16 protein-coding genes are annotated in these 18230 nt (G+C 70.6%); 12 read left to right on the top strand and 4 right to left on the bottom strand.

Going from position 1 to position 18230, the window contains the following annotated elements:
- The first annotated feature begins 111 nt into the window (after positions 1–111).
- From NHL53_RS13785 to NHL53_RS13770, 4 genes are all read left to right on the top strand, one after another.
- Entirely contained in the window at positions 112–705 is a 594-nt protein-coding gene (locus NHL53_RS13785) for an ATP-dependent Clp protease proteolytic subunit (protein ID WP_433777460.1), read from the top strand.
- A 35-nt stretch (positions 706–740) separates the two neighbouring features.
- Entirely contained in the window at positions 741–1382 is a 642-nt protein-coding gene (locus NHL53_RS13780) for an ATP-dependent Clp protease proteolytic subunit (RefSeq protein WP_433777459.1), read from the top strand.
- 150 nt (positions 1383–1532) lie between these two features.
- A complete protein-coding gene (gene clpX, locus NHL53_RS13775; RefSeq protein ID WP_433777458.1) occupies positions 1533–2804 on the top strand; it encodes an ATP-dependent Clp protease ATP-binding subunit ClpX in 1272 nt (423 codons plus the stop codon).
- 233 nt (positions 2805–3037) lie between these two features.
- The gene (locus NHL53_RS13770; protein WP_433777457.1) at positions 3038–4195 is read left to right on the top strand and encodes a Gfo/Idh/MocA family protein; all 1158 of its coding nucleotides are present in this window, start codon (positions 3038–3040) and stop codon (positions 4193–4195) included.
- 77 nt (positions 4196–4272) lie between these two features.
- Here the strand turns inward: NHL53_RS13770 and NHL53_RS13765 are convergent, their stop codons facing one another.
- Together NHL53_RS13765 and valS are read right to left on the bottom strand one after the other, a co-directional pair.
- Positions 4273–4494: a hypothetical protein gene (locus NHL53_RS13765; RefSeq protein WP_433777456.1), complete on the bottom strand. Its 222-nt coding sequence runs from the start codon at positions 4492–4494 to the stop codon at positions 4273–4275.
- The gene (gene valS, locus NHL53_RS13760; RefSeq protein WP_433777455.1) at positions 4494–7058 is read right to left on the bottom strand and encodes a valine--tRNA ligase; all 2565 of its coding nucleotides are present in this window, start codon (positions 7056–7058) and stop codon (positions 4494–4496) included. The genes NHL53_RS13765 and valS overlap by 1 nt, the downstream gene beginning before the upstream one ends.
- A 362-nt stretch (positions 7059–7420) precedes the next feature.
- On the opposite strand from valS, the gene NHL53_RS13755 reads away from it, so the two are divergent.
- From NHL53_RS13755 to NHL53_RS13745, 3 genes are all read left to right on the top strand, one after another.
- Positions 7421–8245 (top strand): DUF559 domain-containing protein, encoded by an 825-nt coding sequence (locus NHL53_RS13755; protein ID WP_433777454.1) that lies wholly within the window; start codon positions 7421–7423, stop codon positions 8243–8245.
- Between the two features lie 144 nt (positions 8246–8389).
- Entirely contained in the window at positions 8390–8542 is a 153-nt protein-coding gene (locus tag NHL53_RS13750; RefSeq protein WP_433777453.1) for a ribbon-helix-helix protein, CopG family, read from the top strand.
- Positions 8539–9231: a hypothetical protein gene (locus NHL53_RS13745; RefSeq protein WP_433777452.1), complete on the top strand. Its 693-nt coding sequence runs from the start codon at positions 8539–8541 to the stop codon at positions 9229–9231. Before NHL53_RS13750 ends, NHL53_RS13745 begins: the two co-directional genes overlap by 4 nt.
- Here NHL53_RS13745 and NHL53_RS13740 read toward each other — a convergent pair whose 3' ends face one another.
- Positions 9232–9888, bottom strand: a complete 657-nt coding sequence (locus tag NHL53_RS13740; protein WP_433777451.1) for a pentapeptide repeat-containing protein — start codon at positions 9886–9888, stop codon at positions 9232–9234.
- Between the two features lie 156 nt (positions 9889–10044).
- On the opposite strand from NHL53_RS13740, the gene NHL53_RS13735 reads away from it, so the two are divergent.
- The 5 genes from NHL53_RS13735 to ndk all read left to right on the top strand — a co-directional run bounded on the left by NHL53_RS13735 (position 10045) and on the right by ndk (position 17559).
- Positions 10045–11685 (top strand): TIGR04028 family ABC transporter substrate-binding protein, encoded by a 1641-nt coding sequence (locus NHL53_RS13735; protein WP_433777450.1) that lies wholly within the window; start codon positions 10045–10047, stop codon positions 11683–11685.
- A 249-nt stretch (positions 11686–11934) separates the two neighbouring features.
- Positions 11935–15330 carry an isoleucine--tRNA ligase gene (gene ileS / locus NHL53_RS13730; RefSeq protein ID WP_433777449.1) on the top strand — a complete coding sequence of 1132 codons (3396 nt, stop codon included), beginning with the start codon at positions 11935–11937 and terminating at the stop codon, positions 15328–15330.
- The gene (locus NHL53_RS13725; RefSeq protein WP_433777448.1) at positions 15327–16676 is read left to right on the top strand and encodes a bifunctional folylpolyglutamate synthase/dihydrofolate synthase; all 1350 of its coding nucleotides are present in this window, start codon (positions 15327–15329) and stop codon (positions 16674–16676) included. Before ileS ends, NHL53_RS13725 begins: the two co-directional genes overlap by 4 nt.
- Positions 16673–17089 carry a DUF4233 domain-containing protein gene (locus NHL53_RS13720; protein ID WP_433777447.1) on the top strand — a complete coding sequence of 139 codons (417 nt, stop codon included), beginning with the start codon at positions 16673–16675 and terminating at the stop codon, positions 17087–17089. Before NHL53_RS13725 ends, NHL53_RS13720 begins: the two co-directional genes overlap by 4 nt.
- Before the next feature lie 53 nt (positions 17090–17142).
- On the top strand, positions 17143–17559 hold the full coding sequence (gene ndk / locus NHL53_RS13715) for a nucleoside-diphosphate kinase (protein ID WP_433777446.1): 417 nt from the start codon (positions 17143–17145) through the stop codon (positions 17557–17559).
- Positions 17560–17628: 69 nt separating this feature from the next.
- Here the strand turns inward: ndk and NHL53_RS13710 are convergent, their stop codons facing one another.
- Positions 17629–18225, bottom strand: coding sequence for a vitamin K epoxide reductase family protein (locus NHL53_RS13710; RefSeq protein ID WP_433777445.1), 597 nt, complete (start codon positions 18223–18225; stop codon positions 17629–17631).
- Positions 18226–18230 lie beyond the last annotated feature (5 nt).

The raw sequence follows: 18230 nt of genomic DNA, 5'->3' as shown, positions 1-18230 counted from the left end.
GGCCGCCGTCTGCGACCCGCCCGGAGGCCGTATGCCCAGGGCGAACACGCGCCGGAGGCCCCTTCCGGCGCCGGTAGTCTCGAGACCAACGCACACCTGAATGGAGTGAGAATGCCCGAACCGCTGATGGCACAGAGTGTCTTCGACCAGCTGCTGAAGGATCGCATCATCTGGCTGGGGTCGGAGGTGCGAGACGAGAACGCCAACGAGATCTGCGCCAAGATCCTGCTTCTCGCCGCGGAGGACCCCAACAAGGACATCTACCTCTACATCAACTCGCCGGGCGGTTCGATCACGGCCGGCATGGCGATCTACGACACGATGCAGTTCGTGCCGAACGACATCGTCACGGTGGGCATCGGCATGGCCGCCTCGATGGGGCAGCTGCTGCTGACGAGCGGCACGAAGGGCAAGCGGTACATCACGCCCAACGCGCGCGTCCTCCTGCACCAGCCGCACGGGGGCTTCGGCGGCACCGCGAGCGACATCCAGACGCAGGCCGAGCTCATCGTCTCGATGAAGAACCGCCTCGCCGAGATCACGGCCGCGCAGACCGGCAAGACCGTCGAGCAGATCAACGAGGACGGCGACCGCGACCACTGGTTCACGGCGGACGAGGCGCTCGAGTACGGCTTCGTCGACCACATCCGCGAGAGCGCGTCCGATGTGACGGGCGGCGGCGGCACCGAGCGCGAGTCGAACTGAGGATAGGAACGAGTCTGACGATGCACACTCCACACATGCCCGCCCCGCAGGGGCTGCAGATGCCCGGCAGCCGCTACATCCTCCCGCAGTTCGAGGAGCGCACGGCCTACGGCTTCAAGCGACAGGATCCCTACAACAAGCTGTTCGAGGACCGCGTGATCTTCCTCGGCGTGCAGGTCGACGACGCGTCGGCCGACGACGTGATGGCGCAGCTGCTGGTGCTCGAGAGCCAGGATCCCGACCGCGACATCATCATGTACATCAACTCGCCTGGCGGCTCCTTCACCGCGATGACGGCGATCTACGACACGATGCAGTACATCTCGCCCGAGATCCAGACCGTCGTGCTCGGCCAGGCGGCCTCCGCCGCATCGGTGCTGCTCGCCGCCGGCGCGCCCGGCAAGCGCCTCGCGCTGCCGAACGCCCGCGTGCTCATGCACCAGCCGGCGATCGGCGAGGCCGGCCACGGCCAGGCGTCCGACATCGAGATCCAGGCCGCCGAGATCATGCGCATGCGCACGTGGCTCGAGGAGACGATGGCCCAGCACACCAACCGCACGGCGGAGCAGGTGCACAAGGACATCGATCGCGACAAGATCCTGGGCGCCGCGGAGGCCGTCGAGTACGGCCTCGTCGACCAGGTGCTCACGTCGCGCAAGCGCGGCGCGACCTCCTGAGCAGGCGCGTCCGTCGAGAGCGCCCCGCCTCCCCGAGGAGGCGGGGCGCTCTCGCGTCTTCCGCGCCGCGGCCGGTCGCCTGCGGTCGTTTGTCGGAGGCGTCGACTAGCCTGAGAGAACACCGCGACCGAACCACCGGGGAGTGATCGCATGGCCCGAATCGGCGAGAGCGCCGACCTGTTCAAATGCTCGTTCTGCGGCAAGAGCCAGAAACAGGTTCAGCAGCTGATCGCAGGGCCGGGCGTGTACATCTGCGACGAGTGCGTCGAGCTGTGCAACGAGATCATCGAGGAGCGCATGGCCGAGTCGTCGGCCGGCGAGGGCGTCGCCGAGTTCGATCTCCCTCGGCCCCGCGAGATCTACGGGTTCCTCGACGAGTACGTCGTGGGGCAGGACGCCGCGAAGCGCGCCCTCGCGGTGGCGGTCTACAACCACTACAAGAGGGTGCGCGCGGGCAGCGAGCTGCGCTCGGCCGACGACAAGGCCGAAGAGGTCGAGATCGCCAAGAGCAACATCCTCATGCTCGGGCCCACCGGATCCGGGAAGACCTACCTGGCGCAGACGCTCGCGAAGCGGCTCAACGTGCCGTTCGCCGTCGCCGACGCGACCGCGCTGACGGAGGCGGGCTACGTCGGCGAAGACGTCGAGAACATCCTCCTCAAGCTGCTGCAGGCGGCCGACTACGACGTCGCCCGCGCCGAGCAGGGCATCATCTACATCGACGAGGTCGACAAGATCGCCCGCAAGGCGGAGAACCCGTCGATCACGCGCGACGTGTCGGGCGAGGGCGTCCAGCAGGCGCTGCTGAAGATCCTCGAGGGGACCACGGCGTCGGTCCCGCCGCAGGGCGGCCGCAAGCACCCGCACCAGGAGTTCATCCAGATCGACACGACGAACGTGCTGTTCATCGTCGCCGGGGCGTTCGCCGGGCTCGAGGAGATCGTCTCCTCGCGCGTCGGGCGCGCGGGCGTCGGGTTCGGCGCGCCGCTGCAGTCGAAGCGCGACGACGACGCGCTCTTCTCCGAGGTGCTGCCGGAGGATCTCCACAAGTTCGGCCTCATCCCCGAGTTCATCGGGCGCCTGCCGATCATCGCGGCCGTCGATCCGCTCGATCAGGACGCGCTCGTCGACATCCTCACGGTTCCGCGCAACGCCCTCGTGAAGCAGTATCAGCGCATGTTCGAGATCGACGGCGTCGAGCTCGCGTTCGACGACGAGGCGCTGCGCGCCATCGCCGATCTGGCCGTCGACCGCAAGACCGGCGCCCGCGGGCTGCGCGCGATCCTCGAGGACGTGCTCGGGCCGATCATGTTCGAGATCCCGTCGGCCGACGACGTCAGCAAGGTCGTCGTGACCCGCGCCGCCGTCGAGGAGGGCGCCGCCCCCACGGTGGTGCTCCGGCAGCGCAAGAAGAGCGCCTGAGACTCGGCGCGGATCGGCGCGGCGGGAAGCGTCCGCCGACGCCCCGCGCGTGGTGATCGCCTGAGTGCGGTGGGCCGGCGCGGTCGTCGGCGCGCCCGGCCTCGCCTTCGAGCGCTTCAGCGAGTGGATCTCCGGCCTGGAGGGCGTGCCCGCCCCCCCACACGTGAATCGAACACGAGAAGGACGAGATAACGAACGACGCACCCGACGAGACCGCCCCCTTCCGCGCCGCCGTGATCGGCGTCGGCGCCCGCGCCGGCGTCGCACTGCACGTCCGCCAGAGCGGGGGAGAGATCGTCGCCGGGGTCGATCCGGCGCCGCAGACCCGCGAACGCACCGCGCGGCTGTTCGGCGACATCCCGATGTTCGCGTCGGTCTCCGAGCTCATCGCATCGGGGATCGCGGTCGACGCCGCGTTCGTCACGAGCCCCGACTTCACGCACGCCGAGGTGTCGATCGAGCTGCTCGAAGCGGGCATCGCCTGCTACGTCGAGAAGCCGCTCGCCATCTCGATCGAGGACGCCGACCGGATCCTCGAGACCGCGCATCGCACGGGCGCGAAGGTCTACGTCGGCCACAACATGCGCCACATGCAGGTCGTGAAGATGATGAAGGAGATCATCGACAGGGGCGAGATCGGCGAGGTCAAGGCCATCTGGTGCCGCCACTTCGTCGGGCACGGCGGCGACTGCTACTTCAAGGACTGGCACGCGGAGCGCGACAGGGCGATGAGTTTGCTGCTGCAGAAGGGCGCGCACGACATCGACGTCATGCACTGGCTCGCGGGCACCTCGTCGCGCACGGTCGTCGGCGTCGGCGACCTCGCGGTCTACGGCCAGGTGGCCTCGCGCCGCGACAACTCCGATCGCCGGATGGGCGACTGGTTCTCTCGCGACAACTGGCCCCCGCTGGCCCAGACCGACCTCAACCCCGTGATCGACGTCGAGGACATCTCGATGATCATGATGCGCGCCGACTCCGGGGTCCTCATGAGCTACCAGCAGTGCCACTTCACGCCCGACTACTGGCGCAACTACACGGTCATCGGAACCGAGGGGCGCATCGAGAACTTCGACGACGACGCCGGCGGCGAGGTCCGGCTCTGGAACGCGCGCAGCGAGTACCTCGAGAAGGGGCACGTGCGCTACCCGATCTCCGACGGGGGAGAGGGAGGGCACGGCGGCGCCGATCCTCTGACGGTCGGCGAGTTCGTCGAGTTCGTGCGCAGCGGCGCGCCCACCCAGACGAACCCGGTCGCCGCGCGGGACGCCGTCGCGGCGGGCGTGGCCGGCGCGCTCTCGATCCGCTCGGGCTCCCAGCCGCAGGAGATCCCGACCCTGTCCGACGAGCTGCTCGCATACTTCGCGGCGCATCAGCCCTCCGAGCGCTGAGCGCAGAGCGCCGTCACGCGACGAAGGGCGCCCTCCGACCCGCGGGCCGGAGGGCGCCCTTCGTCGCGTGATGAGCGTCAGAAGCGCTCGAGGGAGACGGACCCGTCGGCCTCGACGGCCAGCGAGACGCCCGCGTCGAGCTCGGCGATCGGCCGGCCCTCGAGCCATGTGAGCGTCCAGCTCGGGGCGGGGGAGGCATCCGCGAACTCCGCCTCGGCCTCGCGGATGCGCGCGACGAGCGCGGCGGGGAGCGAGGCCGGAGGGTCGCCTCCGGCCTGCCAGCGCGTGCCGAGCTGCATCAGCCCTCCTGCTCCGCGAGCTCGATCGAGCGGACCGAGAACTCGTCGGCATCGGCGAGACGGAGCTCGGCGATGCGGCCGACGGCCTTGAGGTCGTCCTCGGCGAGGCGGATCAGCGCGATCTGCTCGGCCGGCCCGGCGATCTCGGCCGACGCGACAGGGGTGCGCTGCGAGGCCTTCGCCTCGGTCTTCGCGCGGCGGACGCCGATGAGCGCCTGCGAGGCCGCCTCGAGCACCGCCCGGTCGCCGCCGAGCCGGGTCTGCTCGGGCCACGAGGCGGTGTGGACGGATCCGTCCTCGAACCAGCTCCACGCCTCCTCGGTCGCGAAGGACACGACGGGGGCGAGCAGCCGCAGCAGCGTCGACAGCGCCGTCCGCAGGGCGAGAGCCGCGGATCCGCCGTCCTCTCCCGCGTAGGCGCGCTCCTTGACGAGCTCCAGGTAGTCGTCGCAGAACGTCCAGAAGAACGACTCCGAGACCTCGAGGGCGCGGGCGTGATCGAACCGGTCGAGCGAGGCGGTCGCCTGTTCCACGACCTCGTCGAGGGTCGCGAGCATCGACAGGTCGAGCGGATGCGTCACCTCGGCGCCCGCGGGTGCCTCGAAGCCCAGCACGAACTTCGCGGCGTTGAGCACCTTGATCGCGAGACGGCGGCCGATCTTGATCTGCGTGGGGTTGTTGGGATCGAACGCTGCGTCGGTGCCGAGCCGGCTCGACGCCGCCCAGTAGCGCACGGCGTCGGATCCGTGCTTGTCGAGGATGTCGGCGGGCGTGACGACGTTGCCCTTCGACTTCGACATCTTCTTGCGGTCGGGATCGACGATGAACCCCGAGATCGACGCGTTCGCCCACGGCACGCGGTCGTCCTCGAGGGCGCTGCGCAGCAGCGTCGAGAACAGCCAGGTGCGGATGATGTCCTGACCCTGCGGGCGGGTGTCGAACGGCGCCACGAGGTTCCAGAGCTCCTCGTCGCGCTGCCAGCCGCCCGCGAGCTGCGGCGTCAGCGAGGAGGTCGCCCACGTGTCGAACACGTCGGTCTCGGCCTCGAAGCCCCCGGGAGCGCCGCGCTGGGCCTCGGTGTAGCCGGAGGGAACGTCGCTCGACGGATCCACGGGGAGCGCGTCGAGGGCGGGCGTGAGCACGCGCTCGTAGTCGCGCTCGCCGTTCTCGTCGAGGGCGTACCAGACGGGGATCGGCACGCCGAAGAACCGCTGGCGGGAGACGAGCCAGTCGCCCGAGAGCCCGTTCACCCAGTTCTCGTAGCGCACGCGCATGAACTCGGGGTGCCAGGCGATCTGCTCGCCGAGCTCCAGGAGCTTCGCGCGCAGCTCGGCGTCGCGGGCGCCGTTGCGGATGTACCACTGGCGCGTGGAGACGATCTCGAGCGGGCGGTCGCCCTTCTCGAAGAACTTCACCGGGTGGGTGAACTGCTCGCCCGTGTGCTCGAGCTCGCCCGTCTCCGCGAGGAGCTCGACGATGCGCTTCTGCGCGCTGAACACGGTCTTGCCGGCGAGCTCCGCGTACGCCGCGAGACCCGCCTCGTCCGTGATCGCCTCGGGGGCGTCGGGCAGGAGGCGGCCGTCCTTGCCGATGATCGTGCGGTTCGGCAGGTCGAGCTCGCGCCACCAGATGATGTCGGTCACGTCGCCGAACGTGCAGATCATGGCGATGCCGGATCCCTTGTCGGGCTGGGCGAGCGGGTGCGGCAGCACGGGCACCTCGACGCCGAACAGCGGCGTCGTGACGGTCGTGCCGAAGTGCGGCTGGTAGCGCTCGTCGTCGGGGTGGGCGACGAGGGCGACGCAGGCGGCGAGGAGCTCGGGGCGGGTCGTCTCGATGCGGATGTCGCCCGATCCGTCCGTCTTGTGGAACGCGAGGCGGTGGTAGGCGCCGGGGCGCTCGCGGTCCTCGAGCTCGGCCTGCGCGATCGCCGACCGGAAGTCGATGTCCCACAGCGTCGGCGCCAGGGCCTGATAGGCCTCGCCGCGCTCGTAGTTGCGCAGGAAGGCGAGCTGGCTCGTGCGGATCGTGTCGTCGGAGATCGTGCGGTAGGTCTGCGTCCAGTCCACCGACAGGCCCAGCTGGCGCCACAGCGTCTCGAACGTCTTCTCGTCCTCGACCGTGAGCTTCTCGCACAGCTCCGTGAAGTTGCGGCGGCTGATCGGCACCTGGTCCGCGGCCTTGATGTTCTTCGTCGTGCCCTCGAACGGCGGCGCGAAGTCGGGGTCGTAGGGGAGCGACGGGTCGCAGCGCACCCCGTAGTAGTTCTGCACGCGGCGCTCGGTCGGCAGGCCGTTGTCGTCCCAGCCGATCGGGTAGAACACCGTCTTGCCGCGCATGCGCTCGAAGCGGGCCTTCACGTCGGTGTGGGTGTAGCTGAAGACGTGTCCGATGTGCAGCGATCCCGACGCCGTGGGGGGCGGGGTGTCGATCGAGTAGACGCCGTCTCGTCCGGAGGCGCGTGCGGCGTCGCGGTCGAACAGGTAGGTGCCCTGCGTCTCCCAGCGCTCACCCCACTTCGCCTCGAGTCCCTCGAGCTTGGGCTTGTCGGGGATGTCTGCCATGCGCGGAACTCCTCGCGATATGGGCGGCACGGTGTATGCGTGCCTGATGTGGTGGGGTGTCCCGCCAGTGTACCCAGGCGCCCCGCCGTGCGCGCTGAGCGGGGCGGGGCGTGGCGGCCACCGCCAGCGGCGGGGTAGGTGGCGCGGGGCGGTGGTGGTCAACGTCGACACCGGGGATCCCGCGAACGCCGGACGTCTTCCAGCGGATCTGTCCGGCGTTCGCGGGATCCCCGGCGCACGCGGCGCGTGATCGCGGCGGAGGGAGAAGCAACCCCGTCTCCACAGGGGCGGATCTCGCGGATCCGTCCCCATCGGGTGGGGTCGCGGGAGTGCGGCGCCGCGCGCGCTGGCACCGTGGATCCATGGACCTCGACGACGCACTCGCGCGGCACGACGGGATCATGAGGGTGAGCACGCTCCTGAGGCTCGGCGTGACGGATCATCGGATCCGCCAGGCCTTCGGCGCGGGCCGGATCCGGCGGCCCCGTCGCGGCTGGGTGGCGCGCGCCGACGCCGATCCGGCGCTCGTCGCGGCAGCGGAGCTCGGCGTCGTCGTCACGTGCATCTCGCAGGCGGCCAGGGTCGGGCTCTGGGAGGTCGACGACGGACGATGGCACGTGGCCGCCCCGGGCAGGGGCAAGACGCTGCGCGCGACCGGCGCGCGCGTGCACTGGGCGAAGCCCGTCGTCGCGCGGCACCCGGAGAAGCTCGTGGATCCGATCGAGAACGCGCTCGTGCTCGTCGCACAGTGCCAGCCGCACGAGGACGCGCTGGCGATCTGGGAGTCCGCGCTGCGGCAGAACAAGGCGGATATGCGGGCGATCGCGCGACTCGACCTGCCTCCGGCGGCTCGGAGGGTGCTGGCCGAGGTGCAGCGCTGGGCCGATTCGGGGCTCGAGAGCGTCGTGGTTCCGCGCCTGCGCTGGCTGGGGCTTCCGCTGCGGCGCCAGGTCTGGATCGTCGGGCACCGAGTGGATCTGCTCATCGGCGACCGCCTCGTGCTGCAGATCGACGGCGGCCACCACGTCGGTCCGCAGCGGGACCAGGACAACGCTCACGACGCGGAGCTGCGCCTCCTCGGCTATCACGTGATCCGCGTCGGATGGCGGCAGATCCAGTTCGACTGGGCGTCGGTGCAGGACGTCATCGTCCGCTCGGTCGCGCAGGGCCTCCACCGCGCGTGCTGACCGTGGCGGTGCCAACGCCAACGCCGGAGATCCCGCGAATGCCGGACGTCTTCGGGCGAATCCTTCCGGCGTTCGCGGGATCCCCGGCGCACGTGTGCGGGGGATCAGACGGGATCCCCGGCGTGTATCTGCTAAATTGCTAGCATGACAGCTTCTGAGAAGGTGCAGTTCAACGTGTATCTGCCGCGAGACCTCGTTCGGGAGGTCAAGCATCGCGCGATCGACGAGGGGACGAGCCTGTCGGCGCTCGTCGAGCGCGTGCTGCGCGAGGAGATCGAGAGGGAGGCCGCGCGATGACCGCGATCCAGCAGATCCTGTTCACCGATCGAGGCGACGAGTGGCGCCGGATCGCGGAGGCTCTCGGGTTCTCCGCGCCGTACCCGCCGTCGCCCGAGTGGGCGGAGTTCCACGGCGGCGGATCCTTCGCCCTCCATCGCGTCATGGACGACCACCCGGCGGGATCCGTCGACCTCCACGTGCTCGTCGACGACCTCGACCACGCGGAGCGCGCGCTCGCCGCTTTCCGCCCCGACCGGTTCGTCATGGAGGGCGTCGGCGAGACCCTCGCGGCGCGCATCGGCGGGATCTCCTTCACGGTCGGCGAGGGGAGCGCGGGAGGCGGAGGCGCGGTCGCGGTGCAGCCCATCGTGTTCGCCCCCGACCTCGCGGACCTCCGCACGGCCCTCGAGGCGCTGGGCGTCCGGCCCGTGATCGCGTCGGAGAGCGGAGGGTGGGTCGAGCTCGCCACCGACGGCGGGGGATCCCTCGGGCTGCATCACGCGGAGGAGCCCCGCGTCGGACTGTCGTTCCTCTCTGCCGAGGATCCGGACGCGCTCGCCGCGCGGCTGCGCGAAGAGGGATTCGCCGCGGCGGTGATCGACGAGGCGTTCGGCCGCACCGTGCGCCTGCCTGACCCCGACGGGGGAGAAGGGGTCTGGATCAACGAGGTGCAGACCGACCTCCACGGCTACCGCCCGGTCGGCTGACTACCCCTCGACCCTGATGCCCGCCGCGGCGGCGAGCGCGGGAGCGAGGAGCTCGGCCTGGGACGGCGAGACGGTCATCCCGCGCAGGGAGGCGACGTCGAGCACCTTCGCGATGTCGGCGCCCCGCAGATCGACGTCGGCCGCCTGCGCGCCGCGCGGGTCGAGCTCCGCGACGCGCGACCCGGGGAGGGCGACGCGGGCGAGGCGCGCCTGCGGCACGTCGAGGGAGCGGATGTCGCAGTCGGCGAGTCGCACGTCCTCCGCACGGGCCCCGGCGAGCGTCAGGTAGTCGACGCGCGCGCCGACCAGCTCGAGCTCGGCGATGTGCGCGCCCGACAGATCGAGGGATCCGATCCTGCCGCCGGAGAGCCGCAGCCGCCGGATCGTCGTCTCCCTGGCGTCGATCGCGACGGCGCTCACGTCGGCGCCGTCGACGTCGACGAGCGTCGCGCCGCGTAGGCCGAGCGCCCCGAGGGACGCGGGCCCGAGGGCGCACTCCTCGAGCGACGCGTGCGCGAGGTCGGCATCGCCGTCGAGGCCCACGAGCCGCACCTGGAGCAGGTCGTCTCCGCGGCGCGGCACCGCGTCGTCGAGATGCCGTGGGAGGTCGGGCGGCGCCACACGGGGCGCGATGGGGTGCACGGGTCGGGTCGCCATGCCTCGACCCTAGGACGAGGGTCCGACATCGCGGGCGTCGGGCGTCGGGGATCTCGCGCCCGGAGACGCCTCTCGGGAGCGCTCCGGAGAGCTCATCGTGACCTTCTGTTGCGGCGCGGCTTCCGCCCCGGCGCCCGCACCCGCGAGAGTGGCGTCATGAGCGACAGCAGCCCGAAGAGAGCACGCCTCGTCCGGATCGCCGCGCTGGTCGCGGTCGGCGTCGGGGCGTCGGGATGCGCGGCGAGCGGCGACGGCGGTGCGGGGAGCGAGCGTCTCAGCTATCTGGAGGCGCAGGCGTGGATCACGCTGTACCCGCCCGACGGCGGGTTCTATCCCAACGGCGCGGTCCTCAACCAGATCGCCGATCGCCTCCTCTACCAGAACACGGAGACGCTCGAGCTCGAGCCGTGGATCGCGGAGGAGCTTCCGGAGGTGAACGAGGACGCGACCGAGTACACGTTCACGCTGCGGGAGGGCGTCACCTACTCCGACGGCACGCCGCTCGACGCCGAGAACGTGGCGAAGAACATCGACCTGTACGGCACGGGCGACGCGGACCGGGCGCTCGGCCCGTCGGAGACGATCCACGCGTACGAGGGCAGCGAGGTCGTCGACGAGCGCACCGTGACGTTCCGCTTCTCCGAGCCGGCGCCCGGCTTCGCGCAGGCGGTCTCGACGATCAACTCGGGTCTGCTCTCCGACGACACGCTCGACCAGTCGCGCGACGAGTTCGGCCCGGGCGGCGCGACGGAGATCGTGGGCAGCGGACCCTTCGTCATCGTCGACGAGCAGATCGACACGGCGCTGACGCTCGATGCCCGCGAGGACTACGACTGGGCGCCCGCCTCGCGCGAGCACCAGGGCGCCCCGCAGATCGCGGGCATCGATCTCACCGTGGTCGAGGAGGCGAGCGTCCGGGTGGGAACCGCGGCGACGGGCCAGGCGGACGTCGCCAGGCAGATCCCGCCCGCAGACGAGGAGCGCTTCGACGCGCCCGGCCTGCACCTCTTCGTGGGGCCGACGAGCGGCGTGGCGAACAGCCTGAGCCTGCGCTTCGCGCATCCGCTGCTCGAGGACATCCGCGTGCGCCAGGCGATCATCGCCGGCATCGACCGCGAGCAGATCGTCGAGACCCTCTTCACGGACAGCTACCCGCTGGCGACGGGGATCCTCACGACGACGGCCCTCGGATACGTCGACACGTCGGACAGCTGGGTCCACGATCCCGCGGAGGCGGAGCGGCTGCTCGACGAGGCCGGGTGGGATCCCGGATCCGACGGCATCCGCGAGAAGGACGGCGAGAGGCTCGTGATCGCCTTCAACGAGGCGCTGCCTCTCCAGCGCTCTCGCGAGGTGGTCACGCTCATCCAGGAGCAGCTCGCCGAGATCGGCGTGGGCGTCGAGCTGCTCTCCGGCGACCAGGCGACACAGAACGATGCCCAGCAGGACATCGAGCGGGTGCAGGTGTATCACCAGCTCGTCGGGCGCGGGGACTACGAGGTGCTGAAGTCGCAGTACTTCGGCGCGAACCGCAACGCGCTGCTCAACGCCGACCCGGAGACGGGAGCCGTCCGCGACGAGGAGCTGGAGAATCTGCTCGCCGACATCGCGTCCGAGCCGACCCCGGAGGGCCGACAGGCGGCCTCCGAAGCCGCGCAGCGGCACCTCATCGAGCAGGCGTACGTCCTTCCCCTCTTCGAGGAGCCGCTCGTCTACGGGCTGAGCGACGAGGTGCGCGGGTTCGGGACGGAGTCGGTGGGGCGTCCGTCGTTCTACGACGTGAGCATCGAGCGATGACGGGAGCGGCCGCCCCGCTCGCTCCGGGAGGGTAGACTGGAGCGCACAGGCGTCGATCCGGCCATCACCGGGGAGCTCGCGGAAGAACGGCCCTCGGGCTCACTAGAACCGCGCGGGGCAGGCCCGTCACAGCCGCGGTGAGAGAGGCGTCGCGCGAGCGGCGCAACGCGGGGTGGTACCGCGGCGGGAGCGCCCGAGGAATCGGGGCGTCGTCGTCCTCGCAGTTCGTCTACGAGCTGCTGGAGTGAGATGACCTACCCGAAGAGCGCGTTCGGCCCCGCCGCCGACGCCGTCACGCCGTCCCCGCGCTTCCCCGACATCGAGCGCGAGATCCTCGAGTTCTGGAAGCAGGACGACACCTTCCGCGCGTCGATCGCGCAGCGCGAGGGCGCCGAGGAGTGGGTGTTCTACGACGGCCCTCCCTTCGCGAACGGACTGCCGCACTACGGGCACCTGCTCACGGGGTACGCGAAGGACCTCTTCCCCCGCTTTCACACGATGCTCGGCCAGAAGGTCGACCGCGTCTTCGGGTGGGACACCCACGGTCTGCCCGCCGAGCTCGAGGCGATGAAGCAGCTCGGCATCACCGAGAAGAGCGAGATCGAGCAGATGGGCATCGACGCCTTCAACGCGAAGGCGCGCGAGTCGGTGCTCGCCTACACGCGCGAGTGGGAGGACTACGTCACCCGCCAGGCGCGCTGGGTCGACTTCGAGCGCGGCTACAAGACGCTGAACCCGACGTTCATGGAGAGCGTGCTGTGGGCCTTCTCGCAGCTGCACGGCAAGGGGCTCGCCTACGAGGGCTACCGCGTGCTGCCCTACTGCTGGCGCGACCAGACGCCGCTCAGCAACCACGAGCTGCGCATGGACGACGACGTCTACAAGGACCGCCAGGATCCGTCGGTCACCGTCACCTTCCCGCTCGCGGGCGCGCAGGCGGAGCGCCTCGGGGTCGCGGGAGCGCGCGCCCTCGCCTGGACGACGACTCCCTGGACCCTGCCCACGAACCTCTCGCTCGCCGTCGGGCCCGAGATCGTCTACGCGGTCGTCCCCGCGGGCCCGAACGGCGCGTCCGAGGGAGCGGAGGGGGAGGAGTTCCTCCTCGCCGAGGAGATGCTGCCCGCGCACGCGAAGGAGCTCGGCTACGACGAGCCCGCCGACGCCGTCGCCGCGATCCGCACCCGCGTGACGGGAGCCGAGCTGGACGGCACGACCTACGAGCCGCTCTTCGACTACTTCGCCGACACGGAGAAGTGGGGCACGCAGAACGCGTGGCGCGTCATCGCCGACGACTACGTCTCGACGGGCGACGGCACGGGCATCGTGCACCAGGCGCCCTACGGCGAGGACGACCACCGCGTGCACGAGGCGAACGGCATCCCGTCGATCGTCTCGCTCGGTCCCGACGGGCGCTTCCTCGACATCGTCCCCGACGTCGCGGGCGAGCTGTGGTCCGACGCGAACACGCCGCTCGTGCGCCTGCTGCGTCAGGAGCACCGCCTGCTGCGCCTGCAGAGCTACGTGCACTCGTACCCGCACTGCTGGCGCTGCCGCAACCCCCTCATCTACATGCCCGTGTCGAGCTGGTTCGTGCGCGTCACCGACGTGAAGGACCGTCTGCTCGAGCTGAACGAGCAGATCACCTGGGCTCCCGAGAACGTCAAGCACGGCCAGTTCGGCAAGTGGCTCGAGGGCGCGCGCGACTGGTCGATCAGCCGGAATCGCTTCTGGGGCACCCCGATCCCCGTGTGGAAGTCGGACGACCCGAACCACCCGCGCGTCGACGTGTACGGATCCCTCGAGGAGCTGGAGCGCGACTTCGGAGCGCTGCCCCGGAACGCCGAGGGCGAGGTCGATCTGCACCGTCCCTACATCGACGAGCTCACCCGGCAGAACCCCGACGACCCGACGGGGAAGAGCACGATGCGGCGCATCGAGGACGTCTTCGACGTGTGGTTCGACTCCGGTTCGATGCCGTTCGCCCAGGTGCACTACCCGTTCGAGAACAAGGCGTGGTTCGACGAGCACTCGCCCGCCGACTTCATCGTCGAGTACATCGGCCAGACGCGCGGCTGGTTCTACGTCATGCACGTGCTCTCCGGAGCGCTGTTCGACCGCCCCGCCTACACGGGCGTCTCGTGTCACGGCATCGTGCTCGGGAACGACGGGCAGAAGATGTCGAAGTCGCTGCGCAACTACCCGGACGTCAACGAGGTGTTCGACCGCGACGGATCCGACGCGATGCGCTGGTTCCTCATGTCGTCGAGCGTGCTGCGCGGCGGCAACCTCGTCGTCACCGAGGAGGGGATCCGCGCCGGCGTGCGGGAGTTCCTCCTGCCCCTGTGGAACTCGTGGTACTTCTTCTCGACGTACGCCAATGCGGCGGGCGGCCAGGGCGGATCCGGCTACGAGGCGACGTGGCGCGCGGACTCGACGGACGTGCTCGACCGGTACATCCTGGCGCTCACGGGCGACCTCGTGCGCGACGTGCGCGCCGATCTCGAGGCGCTCGACTCGACGACCGCCAGCGAGCGGCTGCGCGACTTCGCCGAGGTGCTGACGAACTGGTACATCCGCCGCTCGCGCGACCGGTTCTGGACGGGCGTGACCGACGATCCGGCGTCGCGCGAGGCGTTCGACACGCTCTACACGGTGCTGGAGACGCTCTGCCGCGTCGCCGCACCGATGATCCCGCTCGTCTCGGAGCGCGTGTGGCAGGGACTCACGGGCGGCCGCAGCGTGCACCTGACCGACTGGCCGGACGCGGACGCGTTCCCGGCCGCGGCCGACATCCGCGAGGCGATGGACGCCGTGCGCGAGGCGTCGAGCGTCGCGAACGCGCTGCGCAAGCGCGAGAAGCTGCGCGTGCGCCTGCCGCTCGCGCGCCTCACGGTCGTGACCGCTGGTTCCGACGCGCTCGCCCAGTTCGAAGACATCCTGCGCGACGAGCTCAACGTCAAGGAGGTCGTCACCGACGAGCTGCGCGAGACGACGGCCGCCGACTACGGCATCTCGCACCGCCTGACCGTCAACGCCCGCGCCGCGGGCCCGCGCCTCGGCAAGCAGGTGCAGCAGGCGATCAGGGCGGCGAAGTCGGGAGACTGGTCTGAGCAGGACGGCGTCGTCACGGCGGGCGGCCTCGCGCTGGAGGAGGGAGAGTACGAGCTCGCGCTCGACACGGCCGGGCGCCCGGACGGCGAGGCGATCGCGACGCTGCCCTCCGGCGGGTTCGTCATCCTCGACACCACGATGACGCCCGAGCTCGAGGCCGAGGGTCTCGCGCGCGACGTCATCCGCGCTGTGCAGGACGCCCGTCGCGCGGCCGACTTCGACGTGTCGGATCGGATCGGCCTCTCCATCGTCTTCGACAGCGCGGAGGACGCCTCGGTGTTCCCGCTGCGCGGACCGAGCGAAGCGAAGCCGAACACGGTGATGCTGATGGAGGAGACGCTGACCTCGTTCTTCAGCCCGATCGTCCGCTCTGCGGAGACCGGTCCCGACCAGACGGTCGACGACTGGGAGAGCAGCCATGGATTCCGCCCCGAGCACGTCGCTCTCGTTCCTGCCGGAACCTACGCGAACAAGGGCGCTCTGACGATCGCCGTGAGCCGCCAGCCTCAGGATGACGGGGGAGACGCCCGATGACCGACGCCGAGCGCGCCGACGCCGTCTACTCCGCGCTGCTCGCGCGCGCCGGCGAGGGATGGGTGCAGCCGCGCCTCGACCGCACCGCGCGCCTCCTCGCGATGATGGACGACCCGCAGAAGAGCTACCGGGTCGTGCACCTCACCGGCACGAACGGCAAGACGTCCACGGCTCGGATGATCGAGAGCCTCGTGCGCGCCCACGGGCTGCGCACGGGCCTGTTCACGAGCCCGCACCTCGTGCGGTTCACGGAGCGGATCCTCGTCGACGGCAAGCCGATCGCCGACGACCGCGTGGCCGACGCGTGGGACGAGATCGCGCCCTTCCTGCCGCTGGTCGACGCCGAGCTCGCCGAGGACGGCCAGGAACCCCTCACGTTCTTCGAGCTGCTCACCGCGCTCGCCTTCGTCGCGTTCGCCGACGCGCCCATCGACGTGCTCGTGCTCGAGGTGGGCATGGGCGGATCCTGGGACGCGACCAACACGGCCGACGGAGACGTCGCCGTGTTCGCTCCGATCGACATCGACCACGCGAGCCGGCTCGGCGACACGCGGGAGGAGATCGCGGGCGTCAAGGCCGGCATCATCAAGCGCGGCGCGCAGGTCGTCTCGGCCCGCCAGGCGCCGGGAGTCGAGCGCGTGCTGCGCGAGGCGGCGGAGGCGCAGGGCGCGACGTTCGCGATCGAGGGGCGCGACTTCGCCGTCGCCGACCAGAAGCTCGCGGTCGGCGGTCAGCTCGCGACCTTCCGCGGCCGCGCGGGGGCGTACGGCGAGGAGTACCTGCCGCTGTACGGATCCCACCAGGGACAGAACGCCGCGCTCGCCATCGCCGCCGTGGAATCGCTCATCGGCGGAGCCGAGCGCCCCATCGCGGGCGAGGTGCTCACCGAGGGGCTCGCCAAGGCGACCTCGCCGGGGCGCCTCCAGCTGATCGGCACGGAGCCCACGGTGCTGGTGGACGCCGCGCACAACCCGCACGGCGCCGCGGCGCTCGCGACGGCGCTGCAGGAGGCCTTCGACTTCGACGAATGGGGCGTGGTCTTCGGCGCGATGGCCGACAAGGACATCGCCTCGACGCTCGAGCGCCTCCAGCCGATCGCGACCCACCTGTTCGCGACCGAGGCCGACTCTGACCGCGCGGCATCGGCCGACGAGGTCGCCGACGCCGCCGAGGCGATCGGCATGCGCCCCACCGTGCACAGGGACGTCGAGGAGGCCTGCGAGGCGGCGCGGGCGTGGGCAGGCGAGGGCGAGAAGCGCGCGGTCGTCGTCGCCGGATCCATCATCCTCGGGGGAGAGGCCATCGCGCTCGCGGAGCGCGACGGCTGGAAGGGGAAGCGCTCGTGAGCGAGCAGCAGCCCCAGCCGCGCCCTCGGCGCTACCGCACCCTGCCGGAGAAGGTCGGCAGCGTCGTCCTCGGATTCGAGTCGATCACGGTGTTCCTCGCGGGGCTCGCGATCTTCGGCCTCCGGGCGCTTCCCGAGGGCATCGCGCCCTGGTGGGGCGTCGTCGGAGGATCCGTGATGTTCGTCCTCCTCGTGGCCTTCTCCGGAACGCTGCGCTGGCGCTGGGGTCGCATCGGCGGATGGGTCCTGCAGGGGATCATCGCCCTCGGCGCGCTGCTCGTGCCGGCGATCCTGCTCATCACCATCGTGTTCGGCAGCCTGTGGGCCTACGCGATGATCGGCGGCGGGAAGATCGAGCGGAGGGTCGCCGCCGAGCGCGCCGTGCGCGGCGAGGCCGACACGCCGGACGCCTGAGAGCGCCGGGATAGATTCGTACTAACCACCTCATCGACGAAAGAGGCACTCGCATGACCGCTGAAGAGACCCTCGTCCTCATCAAGCCCGACGGCGTCGCTCGCGGGCTCACCGGACAGATCCTCGCCCGCATCGAGGCGAAGGGGTACGAGCTGAAGGACCTGCGGAAGTTCGCGCCGAGCCGCGAGCTGCTCGCCGAGCACTACGCGGAGCACGAGGGCAAGCCCTTCTACGAGCCGCTCCTCGAGTTCATGCAGTCGGGAGACGTCGTGGCGGCCCGCGTCGCGGGGCACCGCGTCATCGAGGGCTTCCGCGCGCTCGCGGGGACGACCGACCCGACGACGGCCGCGCCCGGAACGATCCGCGGCGACCTGGGCCGCGACTGGGGTCTCAAGGTGCAGCAGAACCTCGTGCACGGGTCCGACAGCCCCGAGTCGGCCGCGCGCGAGCTCGCGCTCTGGTTCTCCTGAGCGCGACGCGCCGACGAGAAGAGCCCGCGACGATCGTCGCGGGCTCTTCTCGTGTGTGTGCGCGGGGCGTCAGAACAGGTTGCCGAGCACGTCGAGGCGCAGCTGCGCCATGACGGCGATCGTCACGAAGGAGATCGTGACGATGAGCGGAAGCCAGGCCATGAGCGCGTCGGCGAGCTTCCGCACGGCCTGCGGCAGGGGGATCGCCCCGATCCGCACGGCGTGCAGCAGCACGGCGAAGAACGACGGGATCGTCACCGACCACGTGACCATGCACCAGGGGCACAGGGTGCCGAGCACGTAGATGCTCTGTCCGATCAGCCAGCAGACGAACCCGAACGCGAACGTCATGCCGACGGCGAAGAGCGCCCAGAACCACTTCGCGAAGCGCGCGCCGGAGAGGATCGCCACGCCGACGACGATCGGCGCCATCCAGCCCACGAGCCCGATGAGCGGGTTGGGGAAGCCGAAGGCCGACCCCTGCGTCGAGTCGAGGTTCGCCGTGCACTGGACGAGGAGGCTGACGTCGCATCCCGCGACGTGATCGGGATCCTCGAGGGCGGCGAACTTCTCCATCGTGAGCGAGAAGGCGGCCCACAGGCCGATGATCCCCGCGAACACGAGCCACACGGCGAGGAGCGCCGGGCGCTTGGTCTGCTGCTGCATGCTGA

This window comes from Microbacterium sp. gxy059 (genome assembly GCF_050958665.1).
In the GTDB taxonomy this organism is placed as follows: Bacteria; Actinomycetota; Actinomycetes; order Actinomycetales; family Microbacteriaceae; genus Microbacterium.
This window is presented reverse-complemented; position numbering and strand designations above follow the sequence as displayed.